This is a genomic window from Luteithermobacter gelatinilyticus, from assembly GCF_005849285.1.
GTDB lineage: Bacteria > Pseudomonadota > Alphaproteobacteria > Sphingomonadales > Emcibacteraceae > Luteithermobacter > Luteithermobacter gelatinilyticus.
Window position 1 is genome coordinate 2,732,635 of the sequence record NZ_CP040517.1, and the last position, 13,991, is coordinate 2,746,625.

A 13,991-nucleotide genomic window follows, 5' to 3' on the forward strand; every position below is an offset into this window, starting at 1 on the left:
TCCTGATCTGTATTTTGCCCCTGATTATATTTTGCAAGCTCAGGGGATACGCTATACTGCGGGCATGAACAAGACGCCTCCCCCTGCTTCTGAAACAACCGCCCCCCCGCGTCGCTGCGGCCCGCGGCCCCTGCCATTGCATATCGCCAACGCCACTTCCCACTGGATGAGCGCCGCCGCATCGCTGCCGCTGTTCCTGATGGATGGCCTGCACTGCCACCCGGACAAACGCTCTGCTGCGGCCAACTTGCGCGCCAAAATGGGCCGCCAGAACATGATGGCCCTGCAACAGGCCGTGGCCGTCCGCGCCCAGAAGCGGCTTGTGGACATGATGACCGGAATCAGGGCGTATCAGAAACATCCCTATCGCCGCACCGTCACCCCACCCGCCACCGCCTTGCAAAGCGGTACCACCAGACTATTGGGCTACGCCCCGGAAACAGCCTCAGGCGTCGCGGATCGCGACAAGCCGGTCATGATCGCCGTGCCGTCCCTGATCAACCCCTCTTATGTGCTTGACCTGATGGAAGATCACAGCCTGATGCGCTACCTTGCGACAGACGGATTTGCCCCGTATCTGGTGGATTGGAGCCATCCCGGCCCGCTGGAACAGCATTTCGGCCTGGACGACTATATTGTCCAGCGCCTTATCCCCTTCATTGAAGAAATCAGCCGGCGGCATCAACGCCCTGTACATCTTCTGGGGTATTGTATGGGCGGCAACCTGGCGCTGGCCGCCGCACAACTGATACAGGAGAAGGGCGTGCTGCAAAGCCTGACCCTAATCGCCACACCTTGGGATTTCCATGTCGACAAAAATGTACAGTTAAAAAGCTTTCTGGGGCAGATGGAGAAATCCCAGCAGCTTTTTGCCGAACTTGGTCTGGTGCCCATGGACATTATGCAGCTGTTTTTTTTCAGTCTGGACCCCACGTTATCGGACCGCAAGTTCCGGCGGTTTGCCCAGATGGACCCCGAAGACCCCAAAACGAAAATCTTTGTCGCCATTGAAGATTGGGCCAATGACGGCCCGCCACTGGCGCTGAATCTGGCCTATGACTGCCTGATCCAGTGGTATCGGGACAACCTGCCGGTCCAGGGCAAATGGCAGGTGGCGGGACAAACCATTCTGCCGGCGAACCTTAAACTGCCCTGCCATGTCATCACCCCGAAACGGGACCGTATTGTTCCTCCTGCTTCCGCCAAAGCCATTCTGGCAGACTTGCCCGCAGTGCAACATACAGAGGCCGCCCGCGGACATGTGAATATGATTGCCGGCGCCGGCGCCGAAACAATTTTATGGCCCAAAATCACAAATTATATAAAAGAAAATTTCAAAAAAATATTATAGAAAGTAATAATTGAACATTGCGCAAGAATCATATATGAGTTGGCCGCAATGATACTTCGACAGATACGTCACAAATATTTTAACAGACGGCGATTGCCTAACCATGCTGCGCTGCAGTATAAAGAGGGAACGGCCATAACCATAATAATGAATCATAACAACGAACCATAACAACAATGGCCATAACAACATTGAAAAGGGCCCGGGCCTGAACGCCGCCCCATTTCAAATGGCCCTTTAAGGACTGAAACAAACCAAGGAAACATATCATGACAGACGTAGCCATTGTCGCCGCCAAACGCACCCCCATCGGATCTTTCAACGGTTCTCTCAGCAGCGTACCGGCCCATTATCTCGGGGCAACCGTCATTCAGGCCCTCCTGGAAGAAACCGGCGTAGCGCCCGGTGACATCGACGAAGTGATTCTGGGACAGATCCTGACGGCCGCCGCCGGGCAGAACCCGGCCCGCCAGGCCGCTATCAATGCCGGTCTGCCCAAGGAAACCACCGCCTGGGGCATGAATCAGGTGTGCGGGTCAGGACTGCGTGCCGTCGCACTTGCCTATCAGGCCCTTAAATGCGGCGACGCGGAAATCATGATCGCCGGCGGCCAGGAAAGCATGAGCCAGGCCCCCCATGCGGCACAGTTGCGCGGCGGAGTCAAGATGGGCCCGGCCACCTTTGAAGACACCATGATCAAGGACGGACTGACCGATGCCTTCGGAGTCATGCATATGGGTATTACAGCCGAAAACATCGCCGAGCGCTGGCAAATCACCCGCGAAGAACAGGACACCTTCGCCGTCGCCTCCCAGAACAAGGCGGAAGCCGCCCAGGCCGCCGGTCGCTTCAAGGACGAAATCACGCCCGTCATCATCAAAACCCGCAAGGGCGAGACCGTGGTGGAAGAAGACGAATATATCCGCAAGGGCGTCACCTTTGAGAGCATTTCCGGTGTACGACCGGCCTTCAAGAAGGATGGCACCGTCACAGCCGCCAACGCCAGCGGCATCAATGACGGCGCCGCCGCCACGTTGCTGATGCGCGTGGAAGAGGCCGAAAAACGCGGCCTTGAACCGTTGGCCCTCATCAAATCCTGGGCCACGGCCGGGGTGGATCCGGAGATCATGGGCATCGGCCCGGTTCCGGCCAGCCGTCGGGCCCTGGAAAAAGCCGGCTGGGGGGTGGATGACCTGGATCTGATTGAGGCCAACGAAGCCTTTGCCGTGCAGGCCTGTGCCGTGAACAGGGACATGGGCTGGGATCCGGAAAAAGTGAATGTAAATGGCGGCGCTATCGCCATCGGACATCCTATCGGGGCCAGTGGAGCACGGATCCTAACTACCCTGCTGCATGAAATGAAACGTCGTGAGGCGAAAAAGGGCCTGGCCACCCTGTGTATTGGCGGCGGCATGGGCGTTGCGCTGTGTGTGGAGCGCCCGTAACGGCCTAATCCTCGCTGGGGGCGCGTGTGGAAGAGAGCCCCCCAGCAAGAAAGCGCCGCAGCCCGCTGTGTCCCTCCGGGGGCACATTGTCACGGCGCTGTAACCGGAACACCTTAAAAAAAAGCCAGGTGGGACAGACAGTAACAGGCACAGCATAAACAGACCTAAAATGTCATCCCCCTTTTCGAATAATAAAACAACAAACCCATAAACCCAGCAACCCTGAAACTTTAAAAACAGACTTTGAGGTGAGGAGAAGAAAATGACTAAAGTTGCCATTGTTACAGGAGGCACCCGGGGAATCGGGGCCGCCATTTCCATTGGCCTAAAAGAAGCGGGATATACCGTTGCCGCCAATTATGCCGGCAATGACGAAGCCGCCACCCGTTTCAAGGAAGAAACCGGCATTGCCGTCTATAAATGGAATGTGGGGGATTATGACGCCTGCCAGGCCAGCGTGGCAAAAATTACCGCGGATCTTGGGCCGGTGGACATTCTGGTCAATAATGCCGGGATCACCCGGGACACCACACTCAGCAAAATGACCAAGGAAATGTGGGATGCGGTGATTGAAACAAATCTCACCTCCAATTTCAACATGACCAAGGCGGTCTGGGACGGCATGAAGGAACGCCGTTATGGCCGCGTCATCTGTATCAGTTCCATCAACGGCCAGAAAGGCCAGGTGGGACAGACCAATTATTCCGCCGCCAAGGCGGGCGCGATCGGTTTCATCAAGGCTCTAGCCCAGGAAGGCGCACGATATAACATCACCGCCAACGCCATTGCGCCGGGTTATGTAGGCACCGATATGGTGCGGGCCGTACCAGAAAAGGTTCTGGAAAAAATTGTCGGTCAGATCCCCGTTGGACGGCTGGGCGAGCCGGAAGAAATTGCCCGTGCAGTGGTCTTTCTAGCCGCAGAGGAAGCCGGTTTCGTCACCGGATCCACCCTGACCATTAATGGCGGGCAATACATTACCTGAAGATCGGATAACGCCTGAAGAACTAGCGCCAAATGCCGCTGGCCGTTGGTTTTGCGTCTTTAAAGCTTTCCGGTTTGCGGTTAAGATGGCCGCAAACCGGAAAGCTGTCCGAAATTTTGGGCCTTGGAGTGAATTAGGTCAGCCTCATCACAATTCACTCTGTTGGATCCGGAGAAAAAAAGGGTGAACATTACGACAAAAGGGAGGCGCAAAACGTGTATCAGGATGTAGTAGCCCTGCGCGCCTTTTATGAATCCCCGCTGGGCAAGGTCGCCACCCGGTTGATCCGCAACCAGATCCGGCGCCTCTGGCCCAGTGTCCATGGCATGGAAGTTCTGGGGCTGGGCTACAGCCCGCCTTATCTGGAATGTTTTCGCGACGAGGCCCGCCACACCATTGCCATTATGCCGGCCCAGCAAGGTGTGCTGCGCTGGCCTCGCCACCATAACACGCCGTCCGGAACATCCCGCTACAAGGGCAATCTTGCTGCCCTTGCCCATGAAGAAAATCTGCCCGTGCTTGAAGCCAGCATGGACCGGATTCTGATGGTGCATATTCTGGAGCATGCAGAACACAAACGTCATCTGCTTCGGGAAATCTGGCGGACCCTGGCACCGGGCGGGCGGCTCATTGTGGTGGTTCCCAACCGCATGGGCTTCTGGGCCCGCAGCGACCTGACCCCTTTTGGTTTCGGCACCCCCTATTCCGCTGGTCAGATCCGTCAGATGCTGGCCGACAACATGCTGACCCCGACCCGCTGGACTTCGGCCCTCAGCCTGCCGCCGTTCCAGAAACGTACCTTTATTTCACTGGCCGCCGGTCTGGAAAATACCGGCCTCAGATGGTGGGGAAATTTTTCTGGGGTACTGATCATCGAAGCCGAAAAACAGATCTACGCCACCAATGATCCCGCCGCCCAGCGCAAAGCCGCAACCCGGCCCGTCATCGCCGGCAATCAGATGCGGCGGGCAGATGCAACAGAACCATCCAGAAACGCCCTGAGCCGGTCCGCCAGATAACGTCGCCCGGCCCAGGCCTGATCCAGAATGCCAAATGACAGAAATGCATGGATGGCGCCTTCAAAAACTTTTACCTCGCAGGGCACCCCGGCCGCGACCAGTTTCCGGGCATAGGTCATCGTTTCATCATGCAGGGGATCATATTCCCCCACCACCAACACCGTGGGCGGCATGATCTCAGGCTTTGCCTGACGCAACGGCGAAATCTCCGGCCGGGATCTTAGCGCCCTGTCCGGCACATACCAGTCTGCCGCCCTGTCGATCCCCTCACGCGAAAGCAGATAGTCCCCATTGCCCCAGGTCATCCGCGAGGCATAATATTCATGGGGCTGGGAAATATCCAGTACCGGATAGAGCAGAAACTGGGCCTTGAGCCGCAAGGAGGAACGGGAATGAATTCGCCCTGCTACCGCTGCCGCCAGCGTGCCGCCGGCGCTATCGCCCATCACCGCCACCCGCGCGGTGTCACAACCGATCTTTTCCCCATGATCCAGCATTTCGCGGGTCACCGCCAGACAATCCTCAAATGCGGCGGGATAAGGATGCTCCGGCGCTAAACGATAGTCCACACTCAGGAAATTCACCCCGCTCAGGCAACACAGCGCCCGGACCAGCCCGTCATAAGCCGCCACATTGCCCAGAGACCACCCACCGCCGTGAAAAAACACAACTGTCGGCCGTCCCCCCTCAGCCGCCCCAAGAGGAGTATAAAGCCGCACCGGGATTTTGCCCTCAGGGCCCGCCATTTGCAGATCCCGGGTCGCACAGCCCGGCATATCCGGCCCGGCAAACCCGGTAAACAGGGCGTAGGCCCCTTCGCGGGCGGTACTGATGTCGATAGGTGAGTCAGGCACCACTTCCTGGCTGTTGAGCTCCTGGAGCAGCCGGGCCGTTTGACGGTCAATTGTCATGATACCCCCTTCGGATCACTAATTATATGGTCTGGTTGCACGGTATGAGTTCGGGGCTGACATCCCGACGTCAGAATTTGTATCTCAGGGTCAGGCTGTAGGTCCGGGGAGCCCCGTAATAGCCCAACTGTACCCCAGGCGAGGCGCTAAGGTCAAAACCGTGTTCCCGGTATCTCTGATCCGTCAGATTATGTCCCGCCAAGATAAGCGTCCAGTTTTCGTCGGGTGAATGATACCGCACACTGGCGTCCAGCAGAGCATAGCCATCCTGGGCCAGGACTTCGCTACTGCTGACCGTGAGAAACGTTTTCGAGCGGTAACTGACAGCGCCGGCAAGGGCCAGACGGCCGCCATTATCGCCCAGGTCAATATCATAGGCAAGACCCGCCCGGAACGAAAATTCCGGCGCATTGACCAGCGAGCGGTCATCACTGACATCCACGTCGAAATCCCCCAGCAATTCGTCATAACCACCCCCCAGCCAGGCCATATTGACATCGGCGGTAAAATTTTCCGCTATGAGAGCGGTCAGTTCCATTTCCGCGCCATAAATGGTCGCCTGCCCGGCATTGTCGAACACCGGCAGGAAATTACCCTGTTCATCAGCAGAAAAGCGGCTGAGCTGAAAATTTTCATAATCGTTATAGAAGGCGGCCATATTGAGCCGCACCCGGTTGTCAAACAGCGTGGATTTGACCCCGGCCTCATAGCTCCACAGGGTTTCCGGATCAAACGCCTGCGCCCGGTTGGTCAGACGACCGTTAAAGCCCCCGCTTTTAAACCCGCGACTGGCGCTGGCATAGATCATGATCTCTTCAGTGATCCGGTAATCCAGGCCGATCTTGGGCGAAAAGGAGTCCCACTCGTCTTCCGCCACAAACCCTGTCCGCCCGAAGCCGACCCCGGTCCCGAACGCCTCTTCCATCTCCTGCGGGGTGGTAATCCCGGTGCCGAAAAATTCCTCGCCGGCAGTATCAACTTCCTTTTTCTCCTTGGTGTAACGGGCCCCTAGGGTGATAGAAACACGCGACGCAACGTCATATTTCACTTGGGAATAAATCGCCTTGCTGGTATTGGTCTGATCCCGCAGGCTGGCGTTGATCACCGGGAACGGAAACACCCCGATATCCGGCAGGAAAACAAAAAAGTCCGGCGCCACCGCCCCGGCAAAGGTGGCATCATTTTCGCGGAAATAATAGAGGCCGGAGACCAGCGTGACCCGCTCGCCGCTATAGATGAACTGAATTTCCTGGCTGAGCTGGTCCTGATCCTCAAAATCATAAATACCAAAAGAGCTGTCCGGAGTGCCATCCAGGTCAATTTCCGTGCGATAATCCATTTCCCGGTAGGCGGTGATCGATTTCAGGGTAAAATCCGCCCAGTTATATTCCGCCGTCAAGGCCACCCCGAAGGTTTCCAGTTCTTCCAGGTTGTTGAAGTTCACATTGACGGTGAAGGGATCGTCTCCCGGGGCCAGAAACCCGCCCGATGGAACCGAAAAAATAGGCGTTTCCCGGTGCGGCGTGCGCGAATGATCCGGGCTGTTGCGGGAACCATCCGCCACCAGGTAAAAAGACAGATTATCATCCGGTGTAAACAACAAACTGCCCCGCCAGGCGAAGGTGTCCTTGTCATAATCGTCTTCACCGTCAAAAAGATTGTTGGCATAACCATCCCGCACTGAATAGGCCACGGCGGCCCGCGCCGCCAGCCTGTCCTCGACCAGCGGGCCACTCAGCATGGCCTTGGCCTGAATCGCGTCATAATTCCCATACCCCGCTTCCAGATATCCTTCCCGCTCCTGAGCCGGACGCGCACTCACAAATTTCACCGCGCCGCCGATGGTGTTACGACCATAGAGCGTGCCCTGCGGCCCGCGCAGCACCTCGATGCGCTCCGGGTCCACCACATCCAGAAACGACCCCTGCGCTCGCCCCATATACACATCATCCACATAAACGCCCACCCCCGGATCGGTAAAGGAAATGGAATCGATCTGACCAACACCCCGAATATAAATCACCGCATTGGCCGCATCCCCCACATGCAGGCTGAGATTGGGCACATGGGATTGCAGGTCGCCCAAGTCGTCGATCCGTTCCGCAAACAGTGTTTCGCCACTCAATGCCGTCACCGACACCGGCACCGATTGCAGATTTTCGCTCTGGCGACGGGCCGTCACAATAATTTCATCCAGCGCCACCACTGCGTCACTGTCCTCCATCGCCTCGGCGGCCATTCCCGCAGACATTCCCGCAGACATTCCCAACGCCAGAACGCTCCCCATTCCCAGAACGATACCTCTACCCGGGATGCCCCCGCGATAATGTTTGGTTTTTGGTTTTACGATCATTTTGACGGTTCTCCCTAATGGCTTTTCCCAGCCTGTCTTCAGAATATTTGTGTCTACATCATCTTATCATCGCAACCCGCGTCAGCAGCGGGGGCGATCCATACGATCCACGGATGGCACCCAATCTATGGGCGGCGTTTCTGGCGCTCGCCATGACAGTGCCATCTCATCACCAAACACTTTAGGGAAAAATCCACCCCGAGAACATGATGCAAAAGATCATAATTTGTGGACAATTTCGCTCAAGAGAGGCTCCCAAAATCCTGCCTATGGAAGAGGTTACTTAATTTTTTCGCGGCGCGGTCCGCAGCGCCTTGACATAGGCCGCCGGAGTCATACCGTTCCAGCCTTTAAACGCCCGGATGAAACTTCTGAATTCCGCGAATCCCAGGTCTTCGGCCACCACCGTGACATGATATCCCTGAGCCAGCATCTGGCAGGCTTTTTTATTCAACACGTCATGGGAAAGCGCCCGGAAGCTGCTGTTTTCCTCCTGCAATCGCCGGCGCAGCGTCGCGACGCTAAACCCTAACTGACGCGCCACCTGGGGCTGGGCATATATGCCCCGTTCCAGCACCTCCCGCACCTGGGCGGTCACATTGCCCCGCCGGAGAGGAACCGCCGCCCGCGCCGCGATCATATCCGTGACGCTGTAGTAAATATCCGCCATCGTCGGAGGCGGCGCGGGAAGCCTGACCGGCAAATCGGCCACGGACAAATCATAAATCAGGGCGTAGGCGGCAGACTGATATCTGACCGGCACATCCCAGAAAGCCATATGGCGGCTTTTAAGAAGGCCGCGCTCTCTCTTGCTGTAAACTTTACGCAGGGCCCGCATGATCTGCTCCCCCGAAATCAGGCTCAGCATGCCATGCAGAAAAATCAGCACACATTCCAGCGTAAAATAAATATAGTCACGATTATCGGTCATATAGGGGAAGTTGCTGTCATCAATAAGGTAAAACAGGTTGCCGTCCCGCTCTTCCACCCGATTGTAAGGCCCGCCATGCAGCATATTATAGGTCTTGGCAATCAACCGCATGGCTTCCCCCAGCGTTTCACAGCCTGTCAGACGGGATAGAATATAACCGGTGGATCCGGGCATCAGATGGCGGGACGAAAGATGAATGGTTTCATCATTGAGGTCCACGGACAGTTCCCGCAGCATGTGAAAATAATCCACCAGCGGAATGGGCGAAACTGACGCCGGATCCCGGGTCTTAAGCAGCCGGCTGTATTTGCGCAATGTGGGGCTGGTAAAGCTGTCACGATTCATGTCCAGCAACGGCGCTATATCGGCAAAGTCAACCGTCAATTCTGCTGTCGGCTCCGCTGCCGGCTGGTGTTCTGCTCCCATATCACGCTCCCAAACCACTCTGCCCTGCTTGCGCCATGACGGACGGAAGATGTTCCTTCCCCTTGAGACACAAATAATACTTATTCCTCCGGACCCTGACAATGGCCGCCTGTGCAGGGCGGTTTTATTCCCACCAATTGGCGGCAAGAAGGAAGGGCCGAAACAAGACATGTCCTTACAGGCTGTCCTGTGTTAGAATACAGCTGTTAATTGATTGGAATATACCGTTTTTCAGGCAATTTGGCCCGAAGAAAGCGTTATCCCGGCGCCGATCGGCAAGGAAAAAACCGGGGGTAAACAGCATGGAAATCATGATCTGGCAGAAAAACAGCAGTATCCTTAAGCGGCGTCCGTTCGCCCGAACCGGTCCTACTGCCCTGCTCGGGTTCCTGTCCCTGCTCCGGCCCTTCCTTGTGGCCACCGCCCTTATCCTTTCTGCCTTCGCCTTGTTGCTGTCCAGCTTTTTCGCCAGTTCGGCCCAAGCCGTCCCCGACACAGCCGTGGTGCTCGACATCAAAGGGCCAATCGGTCCCGCCGTCAGCGATTATATTGTACGCAGCATCGAACAGGCCCCGGAAGACGGTACCCCCCTGATCATTCTGCGCATGGATACTCCCGGCGGTCTCGATAGTTCCATGCGCGACATCATCAAGGCGATCCTGGCCTCGCCGATACCAGTGGCGGGATTTGTTTCCCCCAGCGGCGCGCGGGCCGCCAGTGCCGGCACCTATATCCTTTACGCCTGCCATGTGGCGGCCATGTCCCCCGGCACCAATCTGGGGGCGGCGACCCCGGTCCAGATCGGCGGCATGCCCAACCCGGCATCACCGGACAAATCGCCCGCGAAATCTTCCGGAAAATCCCAAGAGGATAAAGAAGGCGCATCAGAAGAAGACAGCAAGGCGCATCCCTCACTTGCCGACAAGGCCGTCAATGACGCCGCCGCCTATATCCGCAGCCTGGCCGAAATGCGCGGCCGCAATGCCGAATGGGGGGAACTGGCCGTACGGGAAGCCGTGAGTCTTTCCGCGGAAAAAGCCGTGGAAAACAAAGTGGTGGACATTCTGGCCCGGGATATTGCCGAACTTCTTGAGAAAATGGACGGCCGCACCGTACAGATAAGCGGTCAGGATCAGGTCCTGGCCACCCGCAACCTGGAAACGGCGGAAATCGCACCGGACTGGCGTACGGAATTTCTGGCGGTGATCACCAATCCCAGCGTGGCCTATATCCTGCTGATGATCGGCATTTACGGGCTGATCATCGAATTCTGGAATCCGGGTACCGTTCTGCCCGGTGTCACCGGCGCCATCAGCCTGCTTTTGGCGCTGTATGCGCTGCAACTGCTACCGGTTAACTATGCCGGGCTGGCGCTTATCCTGTTGGGGCTTGTGTTGCTAATTGCGGAAATGTTCGTGCCGGCCTTTGGCATATTGGGGTTTGGCGGCCTAGTGGCGCTGGTCATCGGATCGGTGATCCTGATTGATACCGATGTGCCGGGTATGACCATGTCCATGCCGATTGTCGGCTCTTTTGCCTTTGTCTCGGGGCTGTTGTTGCTCGGCATTATGTATATGGCCGTCAAGGCCTGGCACCGGCCGGTGACCATGGGACCCGAATCCCTGATTGGCGAATATGGGGAAGTCATTGACTGGCAAGACGGCGCAGGACATGTCCGGGTCCAGGGCGAAATCTGGCAGGCTCAGGGCCCCGCGGAACTGAGCCGCCGGAACCGGGTGAAAGTGACCGGCCTGGACGGACTCAAACTGTTCATTGAACGGGACAACGGCAATAACGGACAGGAGCACAAGCATGACGTTTGAATTTTCCATCCCGCTTTATGTGGCCATTTTTGTTTTTGCGGGACTTTTGCTGTCGGCCATCAAAGTTCTGCGTGAATATGAACGCGGTGTGATCTTTCAGCTGGGCCGCTTCTGGAAAGTGAAAGGACCGGGCCTGATCATCGTCATCCCCATCATCCAGCAAATGGTGCGGGTCGACCTGCGGACCACAGTCATGGATGTGCCAGAACAGGACGTCATCTCCCGCGACAATGTATCGGTACGGGTCAATGCGGTGGTCTATTACCGGGTCATCGACCCTCAGCGGGCGATCATCGCGGTAGAGGATTTCCAGTTCGCCACCAGTCAGCTGGCCCAGACCACCCTGCGGTCGGTTCTGGGGCAACATGAACTGGATGAAATGCTGGCCGAACGCGACCGGCTTAATGCGGATATTCAGAAGATACTGGATGAGCAGACCGACGCCTGGGGCATCAAGGTGTCCAATGTGGAACTGAAACATGTGGATCTGGATCCCAGCATGGTTCGGGCCATTGCCAAACAGGCCGAAACCGAGCGAATCCGACGGGCCAAAATTATTTCTGCCGAAGGGGAACGCCAGGCAGCCGATGAGTTGCTGAATGCCGCCACCATCCTGAGCCGGCGTCCGGAAGCCCTGCAAATCCGGTATCTTACGGCACTCCAGGACATCTCCAACGACAAAACCTCCACGGTGATCTTTCCCGTACCGCTGGAATTTATGAAGGCCTTTATGGGGCAGATGGCATCTTCAGAGCCGGAAACGTCCCGCAATTCCCCCGGGGAGTCCGGCTAAGGCTGCGAGCCCCTTAGAGCTGATAAAGTTCAGTGTGTTCTGGGGAATTAGAGTGAATTGAGTCAACCTATCCACAATTCACTCTAGCGCGGGCGGCTGATCACATAAAGCCCCTGGGTCGCAAACAGATTGGCAAAAAACAGGGTTTCGACCGGCATGCGATAACCGGCGCTGTTAATCGCCATATGCTGTTCAATGCGGATGTTTTTCTCCCGGCACAAATTGACGAAATCCCGGATGGTGCAGAAATGGATGTTGGGCGTGGAATACCACGGATAATCCAGATTCCGGGTGACCGGCATGGTGCCCTTGAACAACAGGTTGAACCGAACCTTCCAGTTGCCGAAATTAGGGAAAGAAACAATGGCCCGCCGCCCCACCCGCAATAGCTGGTCCAGCATCCGGTCCGGCCGGTTCATGGCCTGCAGGGTCTGGCTCAGGATCACATAGTCAAAACTGTTATCCGGATAATAGGTAATATCGGTTTCCGCGTCCCCCTGAATGACCGACAGCCCCCGGGCGATGCTTTTATTAACGCCTTCCGGGCTGATTTCAATGCCTCGCCCGTCCACTTTCTTGTGACGGACCAGATAATCCAGCAGCACCCCGTCACCACAGCCCACATCCAGTACACTAGCCCCATGCGGAATCATATCCGCAATCAGCAGCAGATCCACCCGAATATCCTTGGGCCCATATTCGCCGGCTTTGTTCATGAGGCAAACACTCCCAGCCGGTCACCCTCTGAGGTGAGGAACCCGTGCACAATGTTATCCAGCTCGGGGCAGGGCAGCAGGAAACTGTCATGGCCCCTGTCCATATCAATCTCGGCAAAGCTCACCCGCGCGCCCACCGTATTGAGCGCCCGCACAACCTCCCGGCTTTCCTCAGTGGGATACAGCCAGTCGGAGGTGAAAGAAAGAATGCAGAACCGGGTCCTGGTGCCCTGAAAGGCCCGGGCCAGAATGCCGCCATATTCCGCCGACAGGTCATAATAATCCATCGCGCGAGTGATATAGAGATAGCTGTTGGCGTCAAACCGGTCGACAAAGGAAATGCCCTGATGGCGCAAGTAACTCTCGATCTGGAAATCCGCATCAAAACCAAAGGTCAAAGCGTCGCGATCCTGAAGATTACGGCCGAACCGCGCCATCAGGCCACTTTCCGACATATAGGTGATATGCGCAGCCATACGGGCGACGGCGAGACCCGCATGGGGACGTTTATCGGTTTCAAAATAACGGCCGTGATTCCAGTTGGGATCGGCCATAATGGCCTGACGCCCCACCTCATGAAAGGCAATGTTCTGGGCTGAATGCCGCCAGGTGGTGGCGATGGCAATGGCACTGTGGACCCGTTCGGGGAAAGTCACCGACCATTGCAGCACCTGCATCCCCCCCATGGACCCGCCAATGATACAGAAAATCTTGTCAATACCCAGATGATCCAGCAACATGGCCTGGGCCCGCACCATATCGCGAATGGTGATCACCGGAAAATCCAGGCCATAGACATTACCGGTCTCGGGATTGATTTCCGCCGGCCCCTCCGTCCCCGCACAGGATCCCAGCACATTGGCACAGATCACAAAAAACTTGTCCGTGTCCACCGGTTTTCCAGGACCCACCATATTGTCCCACCAGCCGGCTTTCCCGGTAATCGGGTTTTTGCCCCGCACATACTGATCTCCGGTCAGCGCATGACAGACCAGCACGACATTGGATTTGTCGGCATTGAGCCTGCCCCAGCTTTTATACGCCACCCGGAACGGCCCCAGCTTTTCCCCGGAATCCAGCACAAGCGGCGCCGCCTTCCCAAGGATCACCACCTCGGTATCCCGATTTCTGGCCTTTGCGGTTTCTGTCTGCTGCGTCATTATGTTTCCTGATATTCCTGTGGCTCAGGCGCTCGATCTTCAACCTGTCATAACCAAGGCAGGACATATGTCAATAAA

General features: G+C 56.6%; 11 protein-coding genes. 6 read left to right on the forward strand and 5 right to left on the reverse strand.

From position 1 onward, the window contains the following. Nucleotides 1-64: 64 nt before the first annotated feature. From FE788_RS12305 to FE788_RS12320, 4 genes are all read left to right on the forward strand, one after another. Nucleotides 65-1,351 (forward strand): alpha/beta fold hydrolase, encoded by a 1,287-nt coding sequence (locus tag FE788_RS12305; protein ID WP_138380920.1) that lies wholly within the window; start codon nt 65-67, stop codon nt 1,349-1,351. Between the two features lie 269 nt (nt 1,352-1,620). Continuing rightward, a complete protein-coding gene (locus FE788_RS12310) occupies nt 1,621-2,796 on the forward strand; it encodes an acetyl-CoA C-acetyltransferase (RefSeq protein WP_138380921.1) in 1,176 nt (391 codons plus the stop codon). A gap of 262 nt (nt 2,797-3,058) precedes the next feature. After that, nucleotides 3,059-3,781: an acetoacetyl-CoA reductase gene (phbB, locus tag FE788_RS12315; protein ID WP_138380922.1), complete on the forward strand. Its 723-nt coding sequence runs from the start codon at nt 3,059-3,061 to the stop codon at nt 3,779-3,781. 215 nt (nt 3,782-3,996) lie between these two features. Next, a complete protein-coding gene (locus FE788_RS12320; protein ID WP_138380923.1) occupies nt 3,997-4,800 on the forward strand; it encodes a class I SAM-dependent methyltransferase in 804 nt (267 codons plus the stop codon). On the opposite strand, the gene FE788_RS12325 is transcribed toward FE788_RS12320, so the two are convergent. From FE788_RS12325 to FE788_RS12335, 3 genes are all read right to left on the reverse strand, one after another. Beyond that, nucleotides 4,737-5,711: an alpha/beta hydrolase gene (locus FE788_RS12325; RefSeq protein WP_138380924.1), complete on the reverse strand. Its 975-nt coding sequence runs from the start codon at nt 5,709-5,711 to the stop codon at nt 4,737-4,739. The genes FE788_RS12320 and FE788_RS12325 overlap by 64 nt on opposite strands. Before the next feature lie 70 nt (nt 5,712-5,781). Further along, nucleotides 5,782-7,962, reverse strand: a complete 2,181-nt coding sequence (locus FE788_RS12330) for a TonB-dependent receptor (RefSeq protein WP_210413970.1) — start codon at nt 7,960-7,962, stop codon at nt 5,782-5,784. A 385-nt stretch (nt 7,963-8,347) separates the two neighbouring features. After that, nucleotides 8,348-9,421 carry a helix-turn-helix domain-containing protein gene (locus FE788_RS12335; protein ID WP_168190410.1) on the reverse strand — a complete coding sequence of 358 codons (1,074 nt, stop codon included), beginning with the start codon at nt 9,419-9,421 and terminating at the stop codon, nt 8,348-8,350. A 302-nt stretch (nt 9,422-9,723) separates the two neighbouring features. Here FE788_RS12335 and FE788_RS12340 point away from each other — a divergent pair, with 302 nt between their 5' ends. Together FE788_RS12340 and FE788_RS12345 are read left to right on the forward strand one after the other, a co-directional pair. Further along, nucleotides 9,724-11,244, forward strand: coding sequence for an NfeD family protein (locus FE788_RS12340; protein ID WP_210413972.1), 1,521 nt, complete (start codon nt 9,724-9,726; stop codon nt 11,242-11,244). Then, complete coding sequence (locus FE788_RS12345; RefSeq protein WP_138380927.1) at nt 11,234-12,037, forward strand: slipin family protein; 804 nt, start codon at nt 11,234-11,236, stop codon at nt 12,035-12,037. The genes FE788_RS12340 and FE788_RS12345 overlap by 11 nt, the downstream gene beginning before the upstream one ends. 83 nt (nt 12,038-12,120) lie before the next feature. Here the strand turns inward: FE788_RS12345 and metW are convergent, their stop codons facing one another. Further along, complete coding sequence (gene metW / locus FE788_RS12350; protein ID WP_138380928.1) at nt 12,121-12,753, reverse strand: methionine biosynthesis protein MetW; 633 nt, start codon at nt 12,751-12,753, stop codon at nt 12,121-12,123. After that, nucleotides 12,750-13,913, reverse strand: a complete 1,164-nt coding sequence (gene metX / locus FE788_RS12355) for a homoserine O-acetyltransferase MetX (RefSeq protein ID WP_138380929.1) — start codon at nt 13,911-13,913, stop codon at nt 12,750-12,752. Before metX ends, metW begins: the two co-directional genes overlap by 4 nt. Between the last annotated feature and the right edge of the window lie 78 nt (nt 13,914-13,991).

Bases quoted from the DNA above. Each gene is read 5' to 3' on its own strand.
- FE788_RS12305 (WP_138380920.1), top strand. From the start codon at position 65: ATGAACAAGACGCCTCCCCCTGCTTCTGAAACAACCGCCCCCCCGCGT.
- FE788_RS12310 (WP_138380921.1), top strand. From the start codon at position 1,621: ATGACAGACGTAGCCATTGTCGCCGCCAAACGCACCCCCATCGGATCT.
- phbB (WP_138380922.1), top strand. From the start codon at position 3,059: ATGACTAAAGTTGCCATTGTTACAGGAGGCACCCGGGGAATCGGGGCC.
- FE788_RS12325 (WP_138380924.1), bottom strand. From the start codon at position 5,711: ATGACAATTGACCGTCAAACGGCCCGGCTGCTCCAGGAGCTCAACAGC.
- FE788_RS12330 (WP_210413970.1), bottom strand. From the start codon at position 7,962: ATGTCTGCGGGAATGGCCGCCGAGGCGATGGAGGACAGTGACGCAGTG.
- FE788_RS12335 (WP_168190410.1), bottom strand. From the start codon at position 9,421: ATGGGAGCAGAACACCAGCCGGCAGCGGAGCCGACAGCAGAATTGACG.
- FE788_RS12340 (WP_210413972.1), top strand. From the start codon at position 9,724: ATGGAAATCATGATCTGGCAGAAAAACAGCAGTATCCTTAAGCGGCGT.
- FE788_RS12345 (WP_138380927.1), top strand. From the start codon at position 11,234: ATGACGTTTGAATTTTCCATCCCGCTTTATGTGGCCATTTTTGTTTTT.
- metW (WP_138380928.1), bottom strand. From the start codon at position 12,753: ATGAACAAAGCCGGCGAATATGGGCCCAAGGATATTCGGGTGGATCTG.
- metX (WP_138380929.1), bottom strand. From the start codon at position 13,913: ATGACGCAGCAGACAGAAACCGCAAAGGCCAGAAATCGGGATACCGAG.